Source organism: Humidesulfovibrio sp. (assembly GCF_031082295.1).
GTDB lineage: Bacteria > Desulfobacterota > Desulfovibrionia > Desulfovibrionales > Desulfovibrionaceae > Humidesulfovibrio.
In genome coordinates, this window is sequence record NZ_JAVHLD010000014.1 from 37,341 (window position 1) to 60,219 (window position 22,879).

Below are 22,879 nucleotides of genomic sequence, written 5' to 3' on the forward strand. Positions count from 1 at the left end.
ATGTTAAAATATTAATTGACATTCGTGAACGCTTTTGCTATACGATTTTTCATATGCGCACACAAATTACCGTGAACACTCTCGTGGTCATCCATTCCAACATTAGAAGATGTTCTACTACCCGGGAAGGGTCTTCCGCGTGGCTGTGTTCTCAGCTGCCACGTGATGTTGGTTGGACGGGTACAAACACCACGAGGAATGAGCATGACCCCAGAAGAACGAGTTTTTTTCGCAGCAAAGGACGCATCGGACATCGAAGCCGTCAGGATCCGTCTGCTTAGGCAGATTGAGCTGGCGGGGGCTGACGGAATCCAGGCGGAACACATTGGCGGGCACTGGTGGAGGCTGGCCAGCAAGCATGCTCCTGACGATGGGGTGATCCGGTCCGGTCTGGCGGACCTCTTTACGCCGGTGTTCTTGCGTGGGGACCTCCCGCTTGGCGCGCAGGACGTCTACCCGGCCCAAGACGAAGCAGACATCCACATCCTGCTGGCCGCTTGCTCCGAAGGGTTTGACAGCTTCAGCGCGCGTATTGAACTCGCGCGCAAGCTTCGCGCAGAAGCACAGCAAGCACGCTCTGGAGCGAAGCGCCTCCCGTTCCTGCTGTCCGCCCCCAGGGTGATTCCGGCTGACGAAGCGGAGCTCATCTTTTCCATGACCGGTGACCACCAGGACTAGCCCAAGAAGGGCCAAAGAGGATGATGTCAGTGAGGCGGCTCTTTTGAGCCGCCTCTTCTTTTTGCACATGAGTGCATGGGGAGAATGATTCCCCCCATGAATACTCGCAATGAACAGATAATTACTCTTTATTCTGTTGTGTTGCATTTATAATTGAGTTGTGCCTTCTGACATTTAGGGATACGTACGGGACACGCTGTACGTATTTGAGCTGCCATCATCTGGGACGAAATGGGAGAATCCATGTAAAGATATCTTTGCGCAAAAACACGGCTGGAAGCATTTCTGTCCGCTACCCGCAAGGAGGCTAAAAGAAGATTATTCCGTCGACGCAAGGCGCGTCTAGTCACCTTTCCTCAAACTCGAAGCCAGGCCGATCTTCATTGGTCATCCAATTCGAATCGTACCGGTAGGGCCACCCGTACCCCCACTGCAACGCCTTTGGACACGGCTGGCGTGAAGCGCCACTTCCGCACGGCCTCGACGGCCTGCGCCTCGAAGACGCCGACCGGCTCGGCGGACAGGACGAGCACTTCGCGCACGCTCCCAACCGCGTCGACATGGACCCGCAGGAGCACTCGCCCTGTGATGCCTCGCCGCCGGGCCTCCGCAGGGTAGACTGGCTTCTCGCACTTCACGGCCTCGGGCATGCGATCCACAGCCACGCCGCCTTGGCCCGCACCGGTGCCCGAAGACCGTCCATCACCTGCATTTGTTCCACCTCCAGTTCCCGGTTCACCAACCGCCCCTCTTGCATTGCTTTCTGGCGTAACGGCGGCAAGCGTCGCGCGCAGATCCGTTTGGCTGGCTTCAAGAGCGCGCGGGGCGAGGTCAGGCCGGGCCGTCGGCTGAAGCGAAGACGTTGATGTGACCGCCTTGGCTCCCTGTCGAGAGTGTTGTGTGACAAAGGAGTTGCTTCCGCCACGCGCTCCGGGTCTTTCTCTGAGGTCCACCTCCATGAGCGGCGAAGGCAATGGCGAAGGTATAGCGGGAAGTGTCGCCGCAAGGGCGCAGCACAGCAGCAGATGCAACCCTGCGGAAATGAACAAGCCCATGCCGCCACCGCTTGAAGGCTGGCGATTGCTGACAGGCGGCGCTTCCGTTGACCGGCCGGGCATGGCTCATCCTTGCTGGGGCTTGGCGCCGCATGGAAATGGCAGGAGCACGCCTGGGCCAGCGCTGGATGGACAGCGCTCGAAGCCGCAGCCGTACACGGGTTCAAGTCGCTCCGGCGCGAACACCATTGAGGGGTTGCCCTGGCAGGCGACCCGCCCTCCCTGCAGCAGCGTGGCCTCGTCAGCGTAGCGGGCGGCGAGGTTCAAGTCGTGCGAGGCCATGACCGTGCAGACCGCTTGCGTGCTGCGCAGCCCGGCCAGCAGCTCCATGACCTGGAGACCGTGCGCCGGGTCCAGGCTGGCGGTGGGCTCGTCCAGGAGCAGGATGGACGGCTCCTGGCACAGTGCCTTGGCGATGAACGCGCGCTGCATCTCACCTCCGCTCAGGTGCTCCAGCCGGACGCCCGCTAGGTGGGCGACCCGCGCGAGGTCCAGGGCGCAGTCCACGGCCTCCTGGTCAGCGCGGGTTTCCAGACCCAGCAGGCCCTGGTGCGCGGTGCGTCCGAGGAGCACGAGTTCGCGCACCGTGAGGGACAACGGCTCTGGCAGGTTCTGGGGCAGATAGGCCATGGTCCTTGCCCGCTGGCGGTGGGAATACGCGGCGAGAGGGCGCCCGAGGAGTTCCACGGTTCCTGCGCTCGGCCGCAGGAGGCCGGCCAGCAGACGCAGCAATGTGGTCTTGCCTGAGCCGTTGGGACCGACGATGCCATGGATGGCGCCCTGCCGTGCAGTAAGGACTACCCCCTTCAAGACGGCAGTGCTGCCGCGAGTGAAATCCAGGCCGCGTGCTTCGACGGCATGGACGGCGTTCATGTGCGCCTCCCGGCAAGCAAAGCCACGAAGGCCGGTGCGCCGAGCATGGCTGTCACCACGCCCACCGGCAGTTCGCCCGAAGCGGGCAGCGCGCGGGCAAGCGCGTCGCACAGGGCGAGGTATGCGCCGCCGCCGAGCACGCAGGCTGGCACAAGCAGGCGGTGGTCCGCGCCGATGAGACGGCGCAGGGCGTGCGGCGTAACCAGCCCGATGAAGCCAAGCGGGCCGCACACGGCCACAGTGGCGCTGACCATGACGGTGGAAGACCAGAGCAGGGCGTTGCGCACGGTCCCAACCGGCATGCCCATGGTGGAGGCGGTCTCCTCGCCCAGTTGGAGCACGTTCATGCCGTGCGCCAGGACCAGGACCACGGCCAGGCAGGGCAGCACGGCGCAGGCCAGGAGCAGCGCGTCTGCGGGCGCGTGTGAGCCCAGGTCGCCCATGAGCCAGAACACCACCGAGGCGATAAGATGGTGGGGCGACAGGGACACGAGAAAGAGAATCACCGCGCCGCAAAAGGCGTTGACCATCACCCCGGCGAGCAGCAGCGTGTCCCGCCCCGAGGCGCGCAGAGAGCGGCCCAAGGCCAGGACTATGCTCAGCGTGGCCAGCCCCCCGGCGAAAGCCGCAGGCAGCCGCAGGGCCAGACTCCCCAGGCCAAGCACTAGCGCGGCGATGGTGCCGATTGCCGCCCCACCGGACACGCCCAGGATGTACGGCTCGGCCAGGGGATTGCGCAGCAGCGCCTGGAACACGAGCCCACCCACGGAAAGGCTGGCCCCGGCGGCGAGCGCCAGCAGCAGGCGCGGCAGGCGCAAGGAGCGCACCAGCGCCAGGGTCATGGGGTCGCCGTCGCCCCAGAGCGCATGCAGAACCTCGGCCGGGCCGAAGGTTGTCGAGCCCAGGCACAGGGCGGCCAGACAGCAGAGCGCCAGGGCCGGGAGCAGAACGGCCAGAAGAATCGCAAAACGGTAGGACAAACGCTGCCTCATGGCCGGTACGCTCCGAAAATCTCGGGGTGGATGATGCGCGCCAGGGCTTCCAAGGCCTCCGCCAGGCGCGGGCCGGGCCGGGCGAAGAGCGCCGGGTCTACTGTGTACAGGCGGCGCTGGCGCACGGCAGGGATGCGTGGGTCGGCTGGCCAGCCGGCCATGCCCTGGTCCTGGCCCAGCATGTCGAAGGCCACCACCACCTCCGGGGCCATTGCCAGCACCTGCTCGGCGGAGAGTTGCGGATAGGCGGGCTCCGCCGGGGCGGCACTGTCGCCCCCGGCGAGCGCGACGAGCTGCCCCAGCAGGCTTTGCGGACCGGCGGCCATGATGTGCGGCCCACTCACCTGGAACAGCACACGGGGACGGCGCTGGGCCTGGGCAGCGCGCACGCGCACGGCCTCCATGCGCTCCCGCAGGCCCTTCACCAGCGCCTCGGCCTTGGCCTGCCGCCCCACTGCGCGGCCGACCACGAGCATGGAGCCCAGCAGCTCCTCAAGGTTTCCGGTGGCCATGAGCGCCACGGGAATGCTGAGTTCGCCGAGCCGGGCCAGGGTCTGGGGCGGCGTTCCGTCCTGTACCGCGATGCAGAGGTTCGGGCGCAGCACCAGGACTCGTTCCAGGTCCGGTCGGGCGTAAGACCCGACGCATGGCAGGCTGCGCACCTCGGCCGGTTCATCGCTGTGCTCAGCCGTGCCCACCACAAGCCCGCCCGCGTCCAGGGCAAAGAGCAGCTCTGCGGCGCTGGGCGCCAGGCAGACCACGCGTTTGGGTAGCGCATTTGATGCCGCTGGGCGCTGGGCTGTGTCTGATGAGTCGGCGGACGAGCAGGCGGCCAGCAGCAAGGCCATGAGGAGCGCGAGGAGGTTGTTCACGCCCACGGCCCTTCTTTGGCGTACCACTCCAGCGAGGCGGCCAGGGCCTGCATCACCGCCCGGGCGGCCAGTTCGCCCGCAAGCACGTGCTTGCCGCAGTACGCGGTCTCGCGCCCGCCCAGGGCCACCACAGCCACGGCGTCAGTACCGGTGCCCGTGGCCGGCAAGCCCGTGGTCCGGCTGGTTATGCCCAAGCCCTGCATCACCGCCGCCTTGGCCTCGGTGATGGTGATCACCGCCTCCACCATTGCCGCCGGAGGCAGACTCGCGCCCAGGGCCACGATGATGTTGATGGTGCCCGGCGGCGGCGTGGCCTCCGGGAAGCCGCGGCACTCGGCAGGGTCTCCGGCGCGGCGGGCGTTGGTCAGCCCGGCGGTGACGGCGGCCAGCACGGCCAGGCCGTTTTCCTCAAGCCTTGCCGTGCGCAGGGACTTCATGGACGCGGCGGTCATCATGCCGACCACCGGGCCATCCCAGCCGCTGGCTGCGCAGTATGCGCGCAGGGTCGCCTCGGGTACGGGGAAGCGCAGGCTTGCGCCCGCGAGGTTGGCGTCCACGCGCAGGTTCAACACATGCCGCGCCAGGCCGAAGCCCCCGCCAAGCACGCAGGAGCCCAGCACCGGACAGGGGCGTCCCAGGTCCAGGTGCAGGCGTTGGTCCGTGGCGTCCAGTCGGATTCGATCCATGGAAATGCTCCGGCGGGGGCCGAGAGTTCGGCCCCCGTGTGTTGGTTTGGCTAGAAGCTCCACTCCACGCCGCTGTAGAAGTTGCGCGTGGGCATGACGTAGTAGGACGTGTTGCCGAAGGCCATGGTGGTGTAGCAGGAGTCGAAGAGGTTGTTCACCCCGGCGTAGACCTTGAATGTGTCGATGGTCCAGGTGAGCTTGGTGTCCACCACAGTGTAGGACCAGATGGGCGGCAGGGTGTTGCCCGCGTTCACCTGCTTGGAGCTCACGTAGGTGCCGCTGACGTTGAACAAGAGCGAGGACAGGATGTCCCAGTCCGCGCTGAGCTTGGCCGTGTGCTTGGGCACCAGCGGCACAATGGTCCCGGTCTGGTCGAACTTGGCCTCGACGTACGCGTAGTTGGCCTTGAGCCCCAGCACTTTGAACGGGCGGTAGCGCAGCTCGGCTTCGATGCCCTTGCGGATGACATCGTTTTCGTAGTTCGAGTTCAGGCCCCAGGCGCCCTTGCTGCCGTCGTACCAGATCTCATCACTTGTCGCGGAGCGGAAGACGGAGAGGTTGCCCTCCAGATTGTCCAGCAGTCCGGCGCGCACCCCGGCCTCCAGGCTCTTGCTCGTCTGCGGCTTGAGGGTTCCGGTCTGGAAGTTCAGCTCGTCCACCGTGGGCGTGCGGAAGGTGCTGGCATAGCTGGCGTACAGGCTGGCCTTCTTTGTCAGGTCGTAGACTAGGCCCAGCTCGTAGGCGTTGTTGTTCCAGGTCTTGTCCGGGATGTCCTCGCCGTGGGCGTCGTAGCGGTTGTAGCGGTAGCCCAGCTGCAGGGTGAGGTCTGGCACCAGGGTGATGGCGTCATGCGCGAAGCCTCCGGCGCTCCACACGTCACTTGTGTTGCGGTTCGCCGCAATGGAACCGGAGGTGTAGTGCGAGGTCCAGCCGTCGCCGCCCAGGCGCAGCATATGCTTTAGGCCAAGCAGCTCGACGCCCACGGTATAGGTGAGGTCCGAGTTGGCGGTCTCGTCGTTGATTTTGTACTTGGTCGCGCCGTAGGCGTAGGGGTTCTCGCGCGTGCGGTAGCCCAGGTGGTAGTCCAGGCTGCCAAATGCATCGAGATCGAGCTTGGCCCCGCCTTGGATGCGGCCGTCGGTGGTCTGGCCCCAGTCGTTGGGGCTGCTGGTCATGCGCCTGGCGTCGCGCGAGAGCGCGGCCGCGCGTGAGACGCCTCCGGGCTGGCCGTAGCGGTCCTCGTGGTAGGCGCTGGAGAGTGAGAGCGTGAGCGCCTTGTTCGCCTCCCAGCCCACGCTGCCCAGGGCATCCTGCTGCCAGAGCGCGCCGTTGGCGCGGTAGCCTGTGGTGTCGCTGGTGGACGCCCCCACGCTGCCGTACACTGAGCCATCCCGCCCGCGCACAGCTGCATTGTACTTGGTGGAATCAAAGGAGCCGTAGCCCGCCCCCACGCTGCCAGAGAACCCGTTCACGGCGTCGCCCTTGCGGGTGATGATGTTGATGACGCCGCCCACGGCGCGGTCGCCATAGATGACCCCGCCCGGGCCGCGCACGATCTCGATGCGCTCCACTTCGCTCAAGGGCACCGTGTTCAGCGGGGCGGCGGCCATGTCCACCGGGGTGATGCGCTGGCCGTCCACCATGACCAGCACGTTCTGGGCGGCGAGGTTGCCCTGGCCGCGCAAATCCACCAGCGAGTTGCGGTCCGTGCCGAAGTAGTTCTGCTGGCTCACGCCCACCTGGCGGGCGAGCAGATCCGTGATGCTGTTGCCGCCGGAGCGCTCGATTTCCTCACGGGTGATGACCGTGACGTTGCGCGGCACCTGCCGGATTGGCTCCTGGGCGCGGCTGGCCGAGACCACCACCTCGTCCATGACGTAGCCGGGAGAAGTGGAGTTGGCTTGGCCACCGGAGTCATCCTTGGCCAGGGCCGCAAGGGGGAAGATGGTCAATAGGAGCAGAACGCAAAGGAAAATACGCACAAAAAAACCTCCTGCTTCAAGAATTGAAGTGGAGGCTTCGAGGAGGGAAATGGGCGCAAGCAAACGCGACAGGCGAAAGCATACCTACCCCGGCTTATACCTCGAAGCCGTAGCACAAGCTATCAGGCAGGTCTCCCGGCTTGAGGATCGTCCTACTTGCCGCACCTTCCCAGCCCTTCACAGAGCCAGTGGCATTTGCGGGGTTCGTCCCCTCTCACGGTTGCGGGTCAGCGTCGGTCTTGCACCGAACTTCCCTTTTCACGTCCAGCGATGGACGACCTGAAAGCAACAACACTGCACCTCTTTTGGGCACAGTCAAATTTGCTTGCCCGGTTGGGCGGTTGCTGTCAAGGACGGTGCCGTACGCGGTGGACTCAAGAAAATTTCTAGGAAATTTTCCTGCTGCGAGCAGCAGTGTGTTCTTCCGCAATTACGGCAGGTTGACGGGGGACGGCTCTAGCTCGCGGCATATATGGCCGAATAATATCAATGGGCTACCCTTGGCGCAAGGATTTGACTTTGTGAGCCGTCAGCCTCATAGCTCTACGTGAGCTGGTGCCCGGTTTCGACCGGGTGAAAAGGGAATCTGGTGCAAGCCCAGAACTGCCCCGCAGCGGTGAACGGGAACGAGCCCCCACAACGAGACACTGGCGTCAGCCGGGAAGTCCGGGGGCGAGGAAGACGGCGAATGCCGCAATGCCCGCAAGTCCGAAGACCTGCCTGCTCCCGTCTGCGCACCATGCGCGGACGGTGTGACGCGTGCGCCTCGTGGGAGGGCGATGCGGCAGTTCTGACGGGCGTGTTCCCTTCGGCTGCTGGTTTCGGCCCCCGCGTCATCGAAACCCAATGCAGCCGGAGACCGCCAATGCCCCAGACCGCCCAGCACCTCGCCGAACCCGTTCCCGCAGATTCCATCCCCAGCGTCCCAGCCGCCGTCCTTACTCCGTTGCGGCCCATTGCGCCGCCCGCCCAGGTTCGCAAAAGAAGCGGAGAAACCATCGCCTTCGACGCGGGCAAGATCCGCTCGGCCATCCAGCGCGCAGGGGCCGCCACGGGAGAGTTCGACGGCGATGAGGCGCGGCTCATCACTGCGCAGGTGGTCAAGGTGCTGTCCCACCGCTTCGGCGGGCGCCTGCCGGACATCGAGAACATCCAGGATGCGGTGGAGCAGGCCCTCATCTCGGCCAACCACTTTCAGACCATGCGCGCCTACAGCGTGTACCGCGAGCAGCGCGCCAAGCTGCGCCAGGACAGAAAAACCGTGGTGGACGTGGCGGCCAGCGTCAACGAGTATCTGGACCGCCAAGACTGGCGCGTGAATGCCAACGCCAACCAGGGCTATTCCCTCGGCGGGCTCATCCTGAACGTCTCCGGCAAGGTGACGGCCAACTACTGGCTGAACCACGTGTACCCGCCCGAGGTGGGCCGGGCGCACCGCGAGGGCGATCTGCACGTCCACGACCTGGACATGCTTTCCGGTTACTGCGCGGGCTGGTCCCTGCGCATGCTGCTCACCGAGGGCCTGAACGGCGTGCCCGGCAAGGTGGAGGCCAAGCCGCCCAGGCATCTCTCCAGCGCCGTGGGCCAGATCGTGAACTTCCTGGGCACGCTGCAGAACGAGTGGGCGGGCGCGCAGGCCTTCAGCTCGTTCGACACCTACATGGCCCCCTTCCTGCGCAAGGACAGCCTCGGCTACGACGAGGTGCGCCAGTGCATCCAGGAGCTCATCTACAACCTGAACGTGCCCTCGCGCTGGGGCACCCAGACTCCCTTCACCAATCTGACCTTCGACTGGACCTGCCCGGAGGACCTGCGCGGCCAGCATCCGGTCATCGGCGGGGAGGAAATGGCCTTCACCTACGGCGAGCTGCAGGCTGAAATGGACATGATCAACCGGGCCTACATCGAGGTCATGACCGCAGGCGACGCCAAGGGCCGGGTGTTCACCTTCCCCATCCCCACGTACAACATCACCAAGGACTTTCCCTGGGACGGCCCCAACGTGGACCTGCTCTTCGAGATGACCGCCAAGTACGGTCTGCCGTACTTCCAGAACTTCCTGAACTCCGACCTCACCCCGAACATGGCGCGCTCCATGTGCTGCCGCTTGCAGCTGGACCTGCGCGAACTGCTCAAGCGCGGCAACGGGCTTTTCGGCAGCGCGGAGCAGACCGGGTCGCTGGGCGTGGTCACCATCAACTGCGCCCGCCTGGGCTACCTGGCCAAGGGCGACGAGCGCGACCTCTTGGCCCGGCTGGACGCCCTGCTGGAAGTCTCGCGCACCAGCCTGGAGATCAAGCGCAAGGAAATCCAGGCGCGCATGGACGGCGGGCTGTTCCCCTACACCAAGCGTTATCTGGGCAGCCTGCGCAACCACTTCTCCACCATCGGCGTCAACGGCATCAATGAGATGCTCCGCAACTTCACAGGCGGGACCGAGGACGTGACCACAGAGGCCGGGTATGCCCTGGCTGTGCGCTTTCTGGACCATGTGCGCGCGCGCATGACCGGGTTCCAGGAAGAGACCGGGCACCTGTACAACCTGGAGGCCACCCCGGCAGAGGGCACCACGTACCGCTTCGCCAAGGAGGACCGCAAGCGCTTCCCGGACATCCTCCAGGCCGGCACCGACGAGCAGCCCTACTACACCAATTCCAGCCAGCTGCCCGTGGGCTTCACCGACGACCCCTTCGAGGCCCTCTCCCGGCAGGAGGAACTCCAGCGCAAGTACACCGGCGGCACGGTGCTGCACCTGTACATGGGCGAACGCGTGTCCGACGCCCGCGCCTGCCGCGAGCTGGTGCGCCGGGCGCTGACGCGTTTCGCCCTGCCGTACATCACCATCACGCCCACCTTCTCCGTGTGCCCATCCCACGGCTACCTGGAGGGCGAGCACAAGCAGTGCCCCACCTGCGCAGGCGAAGGCCGCCAGCAGGACTGCGAGATCTGGACCCGGGTCATGGGCTACTACCGCCCGCGCTCGGCCTTCAACATCGGCAAGAAGGGCGAGTATGACGAGCGCCTGTGCTTCCGCGAGCCCATGCGCAGCTCGGGCGAGCTCACCGCGTGAGACCCTTCGCGCATGAGGATGGGGCCGCCGCCATCGTGGTGGGCGGCCTCACACCCTTGAGCACCACGGACTGGCCGGGAATGCTGGCGGCCACGGTGTTTTGCCAGGGCTGCGCCTGGAACTGCCCGTATTGCCACAACGCGGCCCTGCGCCCCTTTGGTGCCGGGGAGAGGCCCTGGGCCGAGGTTCTGGCCTGGCTCGAAACGCGGCAAGGGCTCCTGGAGGCCGTGGTGTTCTCCGGCGGGGAGCCCTTGCTTCAGCCAGGGCTGAATGGCGCCATGCGGCACGTGCGCGGCCTGGGCTTCGAGATAGGCCTGCACACCAGCGGCATGGACCCGCAGGCCCTGGCGCGCGTGCTGCCCCTGTGCAACTGGGTAGGGCTGGACCTGAAGGCGCCGCGCGCTGCCTACGAGCGCATCACCGGCGTTGCGGCCGCGGGGCACGCCGCCTGGGAGAGCCTCGGGATGCTCCGGGAATCCGGCGTGGTCTTCGAGCTGCGCACCACCTGGCATCCGTCGCTGTTGTCCGAGGCCGAGATCCTGGAGTTGGCCGAAGAGATTGCCGCCGCAGGGCCCCCCTCTTGGGCGTTCCAGGCCTTCCAGCCAGAGGGCTGCGCCAATGCTGAGCTGGCGGCCAAGGAGTGCCTGCCTGTGCCGGAGAGGTTGGTGGTCTCGTTGCGAAGGGTCTTCGGGAGGAACGGGAAGCTGGTCGTACGAAACTAGGCGGGCGGTGCACAGCATGTGACGCTTGGCGGAATCCGACGATGCCGCGCACACGAAGAAAATTTGCGTGCGGGATGTACCAGGGCCACGCTCGGCATTATATGGAAGCCAGTAGCGGTAAACCTCGACACTACAAGGAGGCGGCCATGAAGGGCGACCACGAGCATTCCCACGACCACGCGCACGAGCACACCCACAGCCACGAGCATCCGCACACGCATCCGGGCCAGGGCGAGCATTCCCACCCGCACGAGCACGCCCATGCCCACGGGCACAAGCATGAGCACAAGCACCCGCACGAGCACGGGGACAGCGCTGGCCACGGGCATGACCATGCCCATGAGCACGGCCCGCATGACCACGAGCACACGGGCCACGACCACGAGTTGCACGAGCACGAGCACTAGGCCCAACGCGTCAAAGGAAAGGGCGTCTCCCTGTGACGGGGCCGCCCAAGCTGTCATGTCGTTCCTGTTACCAGGACAGGGTCTTTGTGTTGTCCTTGAAGAGCGCCGGCCCGGTGATGTCCGGGCTGGTGAGCTTGGCCCCGGTGATGAAGTCCGCCTCGGCCACGCCGAACTTCTTGCTGCACATGGGGCAGACCAGCACGGTGCCGCCCTTGGCGGCGATGCCGGACAGGAGCTTCTGCTCCTCTGCGAACTGCGCGGCGTTCTTCTTGCTCGCCACCAGCACGGCCTTGTCGTTCAGGTACACAGTGAGGGGGTGGCCCCGCTCCATTTGCCCCTGGCCGAAGCTGATGGCCATGAGCGCCCGGTGCGAGTCGTCGCTGGTGAGATTGATGAACAGGGGGTCTTTGGCCCCGGCAAAGGCCGGGCACGCCAGGAGCACGAGGGCCACGACGAGGAGAAGACGGTTGAGAATGCGCATGGAAAGCCTCCATTGGATTTGTGTCATTCTCTACCGGCAATGTGATCCTTACGCAAGAGTTCATCCGCCTGGATTCAGCACCTCGCGCCGCAGCACGTCCACCAGGTCGCGGGCCTTCAAGTCCTCGATGCGGAAGTACTGCGCGCCCATTTCGGCAGCCAGACCCTCGGCTAGGCCGAAGCGGATGAGCCCGGCCTTTTCCACGTCCACCACGAGCGTTCGAATGCGCGGGTCTTCGGCGATGGTTCGGGCCGCCAGCTTCGCCTCGGCCAGCGGCTTTCCTCCCGCCAGGCTCACGTTGGCCTTGCCGTCGGAAATAAGCACCAACACTGGGAAGCTGGCCGGGTCGCGGCGAAGCTGGCGTTCCAGCAGTTCGTGGGCCAGGGACAGGCCGTGCACCAGCGGGGTCTTGCCGCCCGTGGGTAGCTCCTCCAGCAGCTTGTAGGCCAGGTCCACGCTTGAGGTGGGAGGCAGCAGCACGGATGCGCCCTGGCCCCGGAAGGCCACCAGCCCCACCTTGTCGCGCTTCTGATAGGCGTCGAGCAGGAGGGAGAGCACGGCGCCCTTGGTTTCCACCATGCGTTTGCCCGCGCCCATGCTGCCGCTGGCGTCCACCACGAAGACGATGAAGTGCCCCATGCGCTTCTCGCGCACGCGCTGGCGCAGGTCCGAAGCGCGTACGAGCACGGCGATGTCCTGCGGCGAGGAGAGTTCTTGCCTACGCCGGAACTGGTGCGGGGCGGCAGCGCGCAGGGTGGCGTCCAGGGCCAGGTCCGTGGGCGCCGGGTTGTGGCGCGCCTTGACGTAGCGCCCGGACTTCTGGCTGGTGCGCGAGCGCGTGCGTCGGCCAGAGCCGGTGCGCACCACGCGGTCCTTCTTGTACACGATGGGTTTGACGCGAAACGCCGCACCCACGGGGAAGATGGTCTCCAGGGCTGCGGGGCTGCCCTTGGCCTCGGATTCGCCGTCTCCCGGCTCGTCTTTTGTCTCGTCTTTCGGCGGCGACTCCTCCATCTCGCCTTCGTCCTCGTTGGTGCGGGCGTCCTCTGGCTGCTGTTCCGCTTGTTTCGGCTCGGGCTGCTGCTCCTGTTGCTGCTCTGGCTCATGCTCGTGCTGGTGTTCGTGGTCCTCCTGCTTCTGCTCCTTCTCCTGCTCTGGCGGAGCGGGGGGCGGCGGCATGCGCCGGCGGTGCAGCAGCACCAGGCCGGCGGCCTCGTCCAGGTCGGCGGCGCGCACGTCCTCGCGTCCGGCAAGGGCGGCAAGGGTGCGGGCTGTCAGGCGCAGGGCGATGTCCGCCCGGTGCCCGGCCACGCAGGCCTCCAGGCAGCGCTCCGTGGCTTGCCGCAGAAGCGTAGCCGGGATGCGCACCTGCGGCAGTGCGCGACGGGCCTCCACGATGGCGCGCGCCATTCGGCGTTCCTCTTCAGCCCATTGCGCAGCGAAGCTGGCTGGATCGGCGTCGAAAGCCTCGCGGCGGCGCAGCACTTCCATGCGCTCGTCCAGGTCCAGCGGGGCTGCCACCTCCACGCACAGGCCGAAGCGGTCCAGAAGCTGGGGCCTGAGTTCGCCCTCCTCCGGGTTCATGGTCCCGACCAGGATGACCTGGGCCGGGTGCCGGAAGCTGATGCCCTCGCGCTCCACCACGTTCTCTCCCATGCTGGCGGCGTCGAGCAAAATGTCCACCAAGTGGTCCGAGAGCAGGTTCACCTCGTCCACGTAGAGCACGCCTTGGTGGGCGCGGGCCAAGAGACCCGGTTCAAGCTGCTTGCGGCCGAAGCGGATGGCCGTTTCCAGGTCCAGGGAACCGGACACGCGGTCCTCGGTGGCTCCAAGGGGCAGATCCACCAGCCGGGCGGGCCGCCAGTTCGTGGCGGGCGTCTCGCCCTCTGCGATGCGCGTCGCACAGGCCGGGCAGTGCGGGCCTTCGGGCGCGCAGGAAAACGGGCAGCCGCGCATCACCTCGATGTGCGGTAGGAGTGCGGCTAGGGCGCGCACAGCCGTGGACTTGGCCGTGCCTTTCTGCCCGCGCGCCAACACGCCGCCGATTTGCGGGCACACGGCGCAGGCGGTCAAAGCGCGCTTGAGCCGCTCCTGCCCCACCAGGGCAGTGAACGGATAGAAGACACCACGGGCGAGCGGGTCAGCGGGCAAGGCCCTTCTCCATGCTGCCCGCCAGTGCCTCCTTGTCCAGGCCGATGTCTTGAAAGGGTTTCTTGCGCATGCGGTGTGGCAGGGCCAACTCGGCGGCGCGGCCCACGTCCTCGCGGGTGGCTATGTCGCGTCCGTCCAGCGCGGCCAGGGTCTTGGCGGTCTTCATCATCACCAGGTCCGCCCTGTGGCCGTCCACGCCCATGTCCACGGCTATCTGGGCCACCAGGCGCAAGAGCTCGTCCGAGAAGCCCACGCGGGGCAGAAGGGCACGGGCGCGCTCCACACGCTGGGCCACGACCAACTCCTTGTCCGCCCAGGCTTCGGCGAAGCCAGCCGGGTTTTCCTCATAGGCTGCGCGGCGCTTGACCACCTCCACGCGGCTGTCGATGTCCAGGATGCCCTCCACCTGCACGCACAGGCCGAAGCGGTCGAGCAATTGGGGCCGCAGCTCGCCTTCCTCCGGGTTCATGGTGCCCACGAGCACGAAGCGCGCCGGGTGGCTAAAGCTCACCCCCTCGCGCTCCACGGTGTTGACCCCCATGGCCGCAGCGTCCAGCAGTACGTCCACGATGTGGTCGTCCAGCAGGTTCACCTCGTCCACGTACAGGATGCCCCGGTGCGCCTCGGCCAGGATGCCCGGCTCGAAGTGCTTCTCGCCCTTCTTGATGGCGGCCTCAAGGTCCAGGGTGCCGAGCACGCGGTCTTCCGTCGCGCCCACGGGCAGGTCCACCACGCGGGTGCGGCGGCGCGTGGGAATGAGCGTCCCGGCCTGGGCCTTGGCCATACAGGCTGCACACAAATCGGTTCCATCCGGTTTGCAGGCAAAGGGGCAGCCCTCGGCCACATCGATTTCCGGCAGCAAGCTGGCCAGGGCGCGCACCGCCGTGGACTTGGCCGTGCCCTTTTCGCCGCGGATGAGCACGCCGCCGAGCTTCGGGTTCACCACGTTGAGCAGCAGGGCCTCTTTCATGAGGTCCTGGCCCACGATGGCCGAGAAGGGGTAGGCGAAGGTATGGTTCTTCAAGGTCTCTCGCTCCGGTATGTTAGGCGGGCTTGGCCTTCATGGCCCGCATCATTTCCTGCCACTGCTCCACATCCTCGGGCCGCATGATGTCCACGCTGCCGCCCTGGAAGTCGCCCGTGACTTCGCCCATGTTCTCCTCCAGCCAGCCTTCCATCTCCAGGTAGGACTCCTTGAGGGCGTCCAGCACTTCGGGGTCGGCCTGCCAGAGGCCGCGCGACTGCGCCTCCAGCAGCCTGCGGCCGATTTCCTCCAGCGCCCAGGGATTGTGCTGGCGGAAGAACTCGCGGTTCTCCTCGTCCATGACAAAGGTCTTGGCGATGTCGTCGAAGATCCAGTCGTCCACCTCGCGGGTGGTGGCCTCCCAGCCATACACGCGGCCCACGCGTTTGCTGATGTCGCCCGCGCCCTTGTAGCCGTGGCGCTTCATGCCTTCGACCCAGGCTGGGTTCAGCAGGCGGGTGCGCACCACGCGGCGTATTTCGTCGGCCAGGTCGCGCACCTGGACCCGGCCCGGCTCGCGGGTGTCGCCGTAGTAGCCCTTCACCTCGCCGCCGCCGAACTGGCGGGCCGCCGCCGTCATGCCGCCGTGGGTGCCGTAGTAGCCGCAGCAGTTGAACAGGTCGTGCTCGTCGCTCACCACCTTGTTGTAGCTCACGTCCACGGTGGAAAGCGCCGCCTCAAGCTGCCGGGGCCGCTGTTCGCCGAACACGTCTTTGCCGTAGGCGTAGGAGTTCCAGTAGACGAAGATGTCCGCCAGGTCGGCTTCCGTCTGCCAGGCCGAGGCGTACACGGCCAGGTTGACCCCGGCCTGGTAGGTGCCGGGCTTGGAGGAGAACAGGCGCAGGGTCGATTTGCGCCAGGCCGCGTCGCCGCTCTCGCCGAACTTCTCCAAGGTGGAGCGGGCGTGCTTGCGCACAAAGTTGTCCTCGTCGGCCTCATCCAGGGAGGCCACGTGATGGATGGCCTCGTCCACCAGCGCCATCTGCTCCGGGAAGCTGTCGCGCAGCAGGCCCGAGACCCGAATGGTCACGTCCACGCGGGCGCGGCCCAGTTCTGCGATGGGGATGACCTCGAAGCCCTTCACGTGGCCGCCCGCCTTCCAAAGGGGCCGCACGCCGATGAGGTGGAATATCTGGCCCATGCCCTCGCCGTCGGCCCACATCATGTCGTTGCACATCCAGAACATGGCCACGTTCTCGGGCACGCGGCTCTCCTCGGCCTGGTGCTTGGCGATGATGGCGTCCGCCAGACGCATGCCCACCATGTGCGCGGCCCGTGTGGGCAACCGCCTGGGGTCCAGGGAGTAGAAGTTTCGGCCCGTGGGCAGGATGTCCTCGCGCCCCCGGGTGATGATGCCCGACGGCCCCGGCTCGATGTAGCGCCCCGCACAGCCGCCGAGCAGCGCGTCGATCTCCTTTGAATCGTCCACGCGGCGTTTCACGTCCCGGATGCGGCGATGGATGCCGGGCAGGTTGGTGGTGGCGGAGCCATCCACCAGGCGTTCGCCCGCCAGAACCAGAACGGCCTGTGCGAAGCCCTCCGCGTCTGAATTGGCCAACGCCGTGCCGCAGGCTTCCCGGCCCAGGCGCTCCACGTCCGCCAACAACTCAGAGTTGCTGACTTTCAGGCGCTGGTCCACGGCCCCCGGCTCGGCCAGCAGGGTGTCCAGGTCCAGCCCCATGAGGCCGCAGAGGGTGCGGCGCAGGGAGCGCGGGTCGTCCGCGTCGTAGCGCAGGATGGACCAGAGGAAGGCGTTCAGGCGCTCGCCCTCCGGCGCGCTGCCGAACACGTGCATGCCGTCGTCGTGCTGGGTTCCGCGGATGAGGTCCAGGGACTCGTGCAGGGCCGTGGCCAGCCGGGGGAAGTCCATGTCCGCCGCGCCCTTGCCCCCTTCTCCCTTGATGGAGCCGAGCAGGTTGGCCTTCTCGGCCACGTCGCGCACCAGGTGCTCCAGCATGTGCGCGCGGGTCTTGTCGGAGTCCTTGGCCTGTTCCCATTCGGCCAAGTGCCTGCCCAGCTCGTCCAGTTCCTCGTACAGCTCGGTGTGCGTCAGCGCCGTGGTCATGTGGTCCACCAGGGCCGCGTAGCTGCGGCGCTTGGCGATGGTGCCCTCGGGCGGGTTGTCGGCGTTGTAGATGTACAGGTGCGGCACCTCGAAGAGGGCCAGGTCCGGCAGGCAGGAGGCGGACAGGCCCACGCTCTTGCCAGGCAGGAACTCCAGGTTGCCGTGGGTGCCCACATGGATGAGCACATCGGCCCCGAACCCTTCGGCCTCGTCCTGCAGCCAGCGGTAGGTGGCCAGGTACTGGTGCGGTGGCGGGATGTCCGGGTCGTGGAGAATCTTGCACACTCGGCCGTCGCAGCGCGGCCCGGCGCATCCGCGCTTGGGCTGCACGCAGATGGCCGCGTTGCCGTAGGTGACGCCGGTAATGACGATCTTGCCCTCGTGCAGCATGGCCGGGGGCACGCCGTCCACCTCGGCCCCCGGAGGCTCGCCCCAGGCCTCGGCTATGCGCGCACGCACCTTCTCCGGGTAGTGCCGCCACCAGCCAAGGTACGTGCCCAGCGAGAGCCGGGCCAGCGCCCCGCCCTTCTTCACGATCTCGTCCACCGTGGTCCAGCGGAATTCGCTGATGGCCTTGCGCTCCATGATGGTCTCGATGAGTTCGGCCCCGCTTTCCGGCGGCTCCACGCTGTAGCCTTGCGCTTTCATGGCGGCGAGAATCCGCGCCACGCTCTCCAGGCTGTCCAGCTTAGCCGCGCCGCCCACGGTGGCCTCCACCGAGGCGCAGGGGTCGTTGTGCAGGATGAAGGCGACCTTGCGTTCGGCAACGGGTTTCTCGGCCAGGCGGATGTACGCCGCCACGCGCCGGGCCAAACGCTGACTGCGCTCGGCCACAGGCACGCGGCGCTCCAGGCTGGCCCCGGTGGAGGCGCTCTCGTACCTGCTGCCGCCGCCCAGGTAGATGGGCTCGATGACGCCCTCGAATTCCGGCATGGCCACGCTCCAGGCTACCTCGCTGCCCAGGCCCTGGGGGTCGTCCCGCCACTGCTCCACGGATTTGCTCGACGAAAACACGGGCTGGAACACCGGCACGCCAAGCTCCTTGAGCGCTGCCACGCCACTAGCTGCGGCGTCTTCCTGATTGCCAGCGCCGCTACGCGTGTGGCCCAGGAAAAAGCTCACCAGCTTGACCACGGCGGACAGTCTGGGCGCGTCCGGAGCCAGGAACACCTCGCGCAGCCAGGCCAGCGCGCCCTTGTTGCCCAGGCCGTCGTCCTTGATGGTGTTGGTGAAGATGGGAATGGCGCGCAGGCCCAGTTCCTCCAGGTCGCTGATGAGCAGTTCCTCCACCTCAAGCGTCTCGCCCACCCAGTAGTGGCGGCCCACCACCAGCCCCACCCAGGGACCGTCGGCCATGGGCCGTCCGGCACAGTGGGTGGAGTACCAGGCCAGGTATTCCGGCAGGCTGGAGAAGTGCCTGCGCGTGCCGCCGGAGGTGGGCATGGCCGGGTGCCACAGGCCTTCCCACGGCACCGGGGCCGGAGGGGGGGCGTCCAGGGTGGCGTGCTCCGGTCCGCCGAACTCCCGTGCCAAGGCCTTGAGCATGTTCGCCACATTATGCAAGCCGCCGAAGGTCATGTACCGGTGCGCGTCCTGCACCAGCTCCGGCCGGGCGGTGGAGAGGCCCCAGAGCGAGGGGTCGTAGCTCAGGCAGACCGTGGGCACGCTCTTGCCCACTTCCTTCAGTCCCGCCTCCATCTCGTCCCAGAACGGCTCCGTGGCCCGGTACAGGAAGGCCGCATCCGAGCTGCGCAGGTCGGCCATGGCCTGGGCCTGGCGCTCCGGGCTGTCCTCCAGGCTCTTGGCCGGGTACAGGCGCAGGGTGAGCCAGGGCAGGCTCTCGGCGGCTCTGGCCAGCCCCTCTGCGTGGCTGTTCCAGACAATGGCGGTGATTTTCATGGTCCGGGCCTCCCCCTCTCGGGCTGTTAGAATATCCAGGCAACGCCAGCGGTGTAGAGGCTGCCGGGGGCCTGGGTGCCGGAGGTCTCGCGCACGCGCACGTCGAACAGGTTGGACACCTCAAGCGAGAGTTCCAGCTTTGAGGCTTCAAGCGCAAAGGCTTTGGACAGCTTGGCATCCACCACGTCGTAGTTGCCGTAGACTTGGCTGTTGGCCGAGTTGTTGTAGATGCGTCCCACGCGGCGGTTCACCACGGAGGCGTTGAACAGCTTGGGGTCGCTGAAGGCCAGCCCGATGGAGGTTGTCATGGTGGGCGTGCCGGTGATGCGCTGGCCCACGTAGGTTCCGGTCATGAGCTTGGGGTCGCACTGCTGGTGATTCAGGAAACTGCGCCAGTGCTCCAGGAAGGTATAGGATATCTCGCCCTCGAAGCCGCCGGTGTCCACGGTGCCGATGTTCTTCTTGTTGTAAGTGCCCGCCGCCACCAGCACGTTGTCGATGTAGTCCACCGCGTGGTTCCGGTAGACCGTGAGCGAGATGCGCAGGTCGTCCAGCGGGGTGATGTCCACGCCGCCTTCAATGGAGCGCAAACGTTCGGGCTTGAGGTCGGTGTTGCCGTAGTAGGTGCTGGTGCCAATGCGGCTGGCGCCGTAGAGCTCGTTCAAGGTGGGCGCGCGGAAGGCCTCGCCGAAGGCCGAGCGGAAGGACAGCCAATCCACGACGTTCAGCCGCGCCCCCACGCGTCCGGTGAAGGAGCGCAGCAGCGAGCGGGCCATCTCGCGCCGGGTCACCGTGGGCAGCTGCTCGGCGTAACCGTTGAACAGGCTGGTGTTCTCGTAGCGCACGCCCGGGGTGATCAGGAGGCGGCCGTCAAACAGGTTCAGCTCGTCCTGCAGGAACGCGCCCCAGACCTGGGCGTCGCCTCCGGCTGAGCCGTAGTTGCTGCCCGCCATGCCGTAGTTGTCGTAGCGGCGGTCGTAGCTGGTGCGCTTGAGGTCCAGGCCAGCGCTCAAGGTGTTGCCCAGGCCCACGTCCATGGTGGCCTTGAGGCCGCCCTGGTAGTCGCGCTGGTAGGCCGATGATTCGCCCGTCTTGGCCATGTTGTTGTACGGGGCGCTGCTGCTGCTGCCGTCGTAGGTGGAATACTGGTAGGCGGCGGAGGCGTAGGCCAGAACTTCGCCTCCCGTGAATTTCTTGGCGTAGCTCAGGTCGGCCTGTTTCTTGGCCATTTCGAACGCCGTGAACTCATGCATGAAATTGTACATGCCCTGGTTCAGGAAGTGCCCGTGCATCATGTTCAGGGTCAGGCCTGAAGTCTTGTCGATGTCGTAGGTCACCACGCCGCGGCCCCAGTCGTTGGTGCTGCGAAGCTTGCCGGAGTTGGTGGCCTTGCCGCTCCTGTAGACCACCTGGTCGCCGGGAACCACCTGGTAGCCGTCAGTGCCGCCCACCGTGGCCGAGCCGTAGAAGCCCCAGTCGCCCTCCTTGCGGGAGTGGGAGGCTGAGGCGCTCATGGTGTCCAGCGAGCCGTACTTGGTTTCCAGCACAGTCTTGCCGTCGGCCTCGGTGGGCTTGCGGGTAATGATGTTGATGACGCCGCCCATGGCCTGGGAGCCGTAAAGCGCCGAGCCGGGGCCGCGCACTATCTCGATGCGCTCCACGTCGCGCGGGTTGATGAAGCTCCACTCGAAGTCGCCGTTCTGGCCGCCCGCCTGGGGGATGCCGTTGAGCATCACCAGTATGCGCGCGGGGTTGCTGCCCTGGCCGCGCATGATGACGCGGTTGTAGGTGCTCGACGAGAGCGGCCCACGGGCGTTGTAGACCTCGACGCCAGCGGCGTTCTTCAGGATGTCGATGGTGGTGGGGGCCACCATCTGGTCGATCTGCTCGCGGGTGATGACCGTCACCGCGTTGGGCACGGCGTCTACGCGGCTCTCGTGGCTGGTGGCGGTGACCAGCACCTCGTCCAGACGGCCGGACTTCGGGGCCTGCTTCTGCGCGGGTTCTTCCGCAAGGGCGGGGAGGGCCAGGCAAACGGTAAGGCCAAACGTCAGTCCCAAGGTCAGGCCAAGGGCAGCAAAGGGGGCGTTCCAACTCATATCTCGTCTCCTCCAAAAGGATATTCGTGTTCAGGCTGTCCCGCTTGCTGCGGACATGGGGAAAAACATGGTTCCGGGCCCGGCCTCCATGCGCAACACCTCCACGCCGTAGACCCGGCGGATGCTCTCCTCGGTGAGCGCCTCGGACGGGGGGGCGTCAGCCTCCACACGCCCGTCGTGCAGCAGGATGACCCGGTGGGCGAAGCGCGCGGCCAGGTTCAGGTCGTGCACGGCCAGAATCACCCCGGTGTCGCGCTCCTCGGCCAGGGCGCACAGCACGGTCATGACTTGCAGCTGGTGCTTGAGGTCCAGACTGCTCGTTGGCTCGTCCATGACCAGCAGGCGGCTCTCCTGTGCCAGGGCGCGGGCCAGGGCGGCCTTCTGGCGCTGGCCGCCGGAAATTTCCGAGAACTCTCGGTGCGCCAGTTCCCCCAGGCCCATGAGCGACAGAGCCTCCCAAGCCGCCTCCAGGTCTTGCTGCCTGGGCCGCCAGGACAGGTAGGGCCTGCGCCCGAGCAGCACAGCCTCGAACACGGTCATGGGCAGGCGCGGCGGTACGTGCTGCGGCACAAAGGCCAAGAGCCGGGCGCGCTCCGCAGGCGGCACGGATTCCAAGGCGCGGCCATCCAACTCCACCTGACCCTTTGGCGAAAGCGCACCGGCCAGGCAGCGCAAAAGCGTGGACTTGCCCGCGCCGTTGGGGCCGAGCACGGCCAGCACCTCGCCCGGGGCAAGGGACAGGGACACCCCGCGCAGCACCTGCCGCTCCGGGTAGTCGTAGAAGATGTTTCGGGCAGTGAGCATTACCAGAACTCCCGTTTGCGGCGCATGAGGAGTCCGAAGAAGAAGGGCACGCCCAGGAAGGCCGTGACGATGCCGATGGGCACCATGTGCGGGGCGAAGAGCGTGCGGCCAAGGCAGTCGGACACCAGCACCAGGAGCGCGCCGGACAGCGCCGAGGCCGGGAGCAGGAAGCGGTGGTCGCCGCCGACCATGAGCCGCGCCACGTGCGGCCCCACCAGCCCGATGAAGCCGATGACCCCGGTGAAACAGATGGCCCCGGCGGTCATGAGCGCCGCCAGCAACAGGGCGGTGAGGCGCAGACGCTCCACGCGCACGCCGAGGCTGGCGGCCATCTCGTCCCCGGCGAGCAGCAGGTTCAGGTCCCAGGCGCGCAGGAACAGCGCGGGAAGGGCTGGCAGAATCATGCCTGCGGCGATGAGAATGTCCGTCCAGGAGGCCCGCGAGAGGTTGCCGAAGCTCCAGAACACGATGGACTGGATCTGCTGTTCCGTGCCCAGGAACTGCAAAAGCGAGGTTCCGGCGGAGAACAGGAACATGATGGCCACGCCCGCGAGCACCAAGGTCTCCGGGGTGGCGCTCTTCATGCGCGCCACGCCCAGGATGAAAAGCGCCGTGATGAGCGCGAAGCTGAAGGCCCCGCCCGCCACGGCCCATTTGGCGATGGCCCCGGCCAGCACGATGCCAAGGGCCGCGCCGAAGCCCGCGCCCGAGGCCACGCCCAGGGTGAAGGGCGAGGCCAGCGGATTGCGGAGCACGGCCTGGGTCACGGCGCCGCCCACGGCCAAACCGGAGCCGACGAGCAGGCCCATGATGACGCGCGGCACCCGAAGCTCCCAGAAGATGACCCCGTCCAGGCCCACGCGAAGCACGTCCATGATGCCGGTCGAGCTGCTGCCCACCACCAGCGAGAACAGCGCCGCAAGACTCAAAAGCGCCCCCAGCGCCGCGATGCGCGCCGAGCGCCTGCCCGTGAGCGCGCCATAGGCCTCGATGCCCGCCTTGGCCTCCGATGCCTCCAC

The 22,879-nt window shown here is 66.7% G+C and carries 17 protein-coding genes and 2 riboswitches; of the genes, 4 read left to right on the forward strand and 13 right to left on the reverse strand.

The window, feature by feature from the left end; all coding sequences use genetic code 11:
* The first annotated feature begins 204 nt into the window (after positions 1-204).
* Positions 205-678: a hypothetical protein gene (locus RDU24_RS09245; protein ID WP_308735458.1), complete on the forward strand. Its 474-nt coding sequence runs from the start codon at positions 205-207 to the stop codon at positions 676-678.
* Between the two features lie 380 nt (positions 679-1,058).
* Here the strand turns inward: RDU24_RS09245 and RDU24_RS09250 are convergent, their stop codons facing one another.
* The 6 genes from RDU24_RS09250 to RDU24_RS09275 are packed head-to-tail and all read right to left on the reverse strand — an operon-like array spanning position 1,059 to position 7,138.
* A complete protein-coding gene (locus tag RDU24_RS09250; protein WP_308735459.1) occupies positions 1,059-1,796 on the reverse strand; it encodes an energy transducer TonB in 738 nt (245 codons plus the stop codon).
* 3 nt (positions 1,797-1,799) lie between these two features.
* Entirely contained in the window at positions 1,800-2,606 is an 807-nt protein-coding gene (locus RDU24_RS09255) for an ABC transporter ATP-binding protein (RefSeq protein ID WP_308735460.1), read from the reverse strand.
* Positions 2,603-3,598 carry a FecCD family ABC transporter permease gene (locus RDU24_RS09260; protein WP_308735461.1) on the reverse strand — a complete coding sequence of 332 codons (996 nt, stop codon included), beginning with the start codon at positions 3,596-3,598 and terminating at the stop codon, positions 2,603-2,605. The genes RDU24_RS09255 and RDU24_RS09260 overlap by 4 nt, the downstream gene beginning before the upstream one ends.
* Positions 3,595-4,470, reverse strand: a complete 876-nt coding sequence (locus tag RDU24_RS09265) for an ABC transporter substrate-binding protein (protein ID WP_308735462.1) — start codon at positions 4,468-4,470, stop codon at positions 3,595-3,597. Before RDU24_RS09265 ends, RDU24_RS09260 begins: the two co-directional genes overlap by 4 nt.
* Positions 4,467-5,156, reverse strand: a complete 690-nt coding sequence (locus tag RDU24_RS09270; RefSeq protein ID WP_308735463.1) for an adenosylcobinamide amidohydrolase — start codon at positions 5,154-5,156, stop codon at positions 4,467-4,469. The genes RDU24_RS09265 and RDU24_RS09270 overlap by 4 nt, the downstream gene beginning before the upstream one ends.
* 50 nt (positions 5,157-5,206) lie before the next feature.
* The gene (locus tag RDU24_RS09275; RefSeq protein ID WP_308735464.1) at positions 5,207-7,138 is read right to left on the reverse strand and encodes a TonB-dependent receptor; all 1,932 of its coding nucleotides are present in this window, start codon (positions 7,136-7,138) and stop codon (positions 5,207-5,209) included.
* 108 nt (positions 7,139-7,246) lie between these two features.
* A riboswitch (cobalamin riboswitch) is annotated at positions 7,247-7,436 on the reverse strand.
* Between the two features lie 238 nt (positions 7,437-7,674).
* Positions 7,675-7,876: riboswitch (cobalamin riboswitch) on the forward strand.
* 127 nt (positions 7,877-8,003) lie between these two features.
* On the opposite strand from RDU24_RS09275, the gene RDU24_RS09280 reads away from it, so the two are divergent.
* The 3 genes from RDU24_RS09280 (at position 8,004) to RDU24_RS09290 (ending at position 11,337) form a co-directional block, all read left to right on the forward strand.
* Positions 8,004-10,208, forward strand: coding sequence for a ribonucleoside triphosphate reductase (locus RDU24_RS09280; protein WP_308735465.1), 2,205 nt, complete (start codon positions 8,004-8,006; stop codon positions 10,206-10,208).
* Positions 10,205-10,930, forward strand: coding sequence for an anaerobic ribonucleoside-triphosphate reductase activating protein (locus RDU24_RS09285; protein ID WP_308735466.1), 726 nt, complete (start codon positions 10,205-10,207; stop codon positions 10,928-10,930). The genes RDU24_RS09280 and RDU24_RS09285 overlap by 4 nt, the downstream gene beginning before the upstream one ends.
* 146 nt (positions 10,931-11,076) lie before the next feature.
* A complete protein-coding gene (locus RDU24_RS09290; protein WP_308735467.1) occupies positions 11,077-11,337 on the forward strand; it encodes a hypothetical protein in 261 nt (86 codons plus the stop codon).
* A 67-nt stretch (positions 11,338-11,404) separates the two neighbouring features.
* On the opposite strand, the gene RDU24_RS09295 is transcribed toward RDU24_RS09290, so the two are convergent.
* From RDU24_RS09295 to RDU24_RS09325, 7 genes are read right to left on the reverse strand one after another with little or no spacing between them, the layout of a single operon-like run.
* Positions 11,405-11,818, reverse strand: coding sequence for a DsrE family protein (locus RDU24_RS09295; RefSeq protein ID WP_308735468.1), 414 nt, complete (start codon positions 11,816-11,818; stop codon positions 11,405-11,407).
* Positions 11,819-11,878: 60 nt separating this feature from the next.
* Entirely contained in the window at positions 11,879-13,969 is a 2,091-nt protein-coding gene (locus RDU24_RS09300) for a putative cobaltochelatase (protein WP_308735469.1), read from the reverse strand.
* Positions 13,959-14,993 carry an ATP-binding protein gene (locus tag RDU24_RS09305; protein ID WP_308735470.1) on the reverse strand — a complete coding sequence of 345 codons (1,035 nt, stop codon included), beginning with the start codon at positions 14,991-14,993 and terminating at the stop codon, positions 13,959-13,961. The genes RDU24_RS09300 and RDU24_RS09305 overlap by 11 nt, the downstream gene beginning before the upstream one ends.
* A gap of 19 nt (positions 14,994-15,012) precedes the next feature.
* Positions 15,013-18,957, reverse strand: a complete 3,945-nt coding sequence (cobN, locus tag RDU24_RS09310; RefSeq protein ID WP_308735471.1) for a cobaltochelatase subunit CobN — start codon at positions 18,955-18,957, stop codon at positions 15,013-15,015.
* 26 nt (positions 18,958-18,983) lie between these two features.
* The gene (locus RDU24_RS09315; protein ID WP_308735472.1) at positions 18,984-21,056 is read right to left on the reverse strand and encodes a TonB-dependent receptor; all 2,073 of its coding nucleotides are present in this window, start codon (positions 21,054-21,056) and stop codon (positions 18,984-18,986) included.
* 30 nt (positions 21,057-21,086) lie between these two features.
* Complete coding sequence (locus tag RDU24_RS09320; RefSeq protein ID WP_308735473.1) at positions 21,087-21,860, reverse strand: ABC transporter ATP-binding protein; 774 nt, start codon at positions 21,858-21,860, stop codon at positions 21,087-21,089.
* Positions 21,860-22,879, reverse strand: coding sequence for a FecCD family ABC transporter permease (locus RDU24_RS09325; protein ID WP_308735474.1), 1,020 nt, complete (start codon positions 22,877-22,879; stop codon positions 21,860-21,862). Before RDU24_RS09325 ends, RDU24_RS09320 begins: the two co-directional genes overlap by 1 nt.

Coding starts and splice junctions, on each gene's coding strand:
- RDU24_RS09245 (WP_308735458.1), top strand. CDS start 205: ATGACCCCAGAAGAACGAGTTTTTTTCGCAGCAAAGGACGCATCGGAC.
- RDU24_RS09250 (WP_308735459.1), bottom strand. CDS start 1,796: ATGCCCGGCCGGTCAACGGAAGCGCCGCCTGTCAGCAATCGCCAGCCT.
- RDU24_RS09255 (WP_308735460.1), bottom strand. CDS start 2,606: ATGAACGCCGTCCATGCCGTCGAAGCACGCGGCCTGGATTTCACTCGC.
- RDU24_RS09260 (WP_308735461.1), bottom strand. CDS start 3,598: ATGAGGCAGCGTTTGTCCTACCGTTTTGCGATTCTTCTGGCCGTTCTG.
- RDU24_RS09270 (WP_308735463.1), bottom strand. CDS start 5,156: ATGGATCGAATCCGACTGGACGCCACGGACCAACGCCTGCACCTGGAC.
- RDU24_RS09280 (WP_308735465.1), top strand. CDS start 8,004: ATGCCCCAGACCGCCCAGCACCTCGCCGAACCCGTTCCCGCAGATTCC.
- RDU24_RS09290 (WP_308735467.1), top strand. CDS start 11,077: ATGAAGGGCGACCACGAGCATTCCCACGACCACGCGCACGAGCACACC.
- RDU24_RS09295 (WP_308735468.1), bottom strand. CDS start 11,818: ATGCGCATTCTCAACCGTCTTCTCCTCGTCGTGGCCCTCGTGCTCCTG.
- cobN (WP_308735471.1), bottom strand. CDS start 18,957: ATGAAAATCACCGCCATTGTCTGGAACAGCCACGCAGAGGGGCTGGCC.
- RDU24_RS09315 (WP_308735472.1), bottom strand. CDS start 21,056: ATGAGTTGGAACGCCCCCTTTGCTGCCCTTGGCCTGACCTTGGGACTG.
- RDU24_RS09320 (WP_308735473.1), bottom strand. CDS start 21,860: ATGCTCACTGCCCGAAACATCTTCTACGACTACCCGGAGCGGCAGGTG.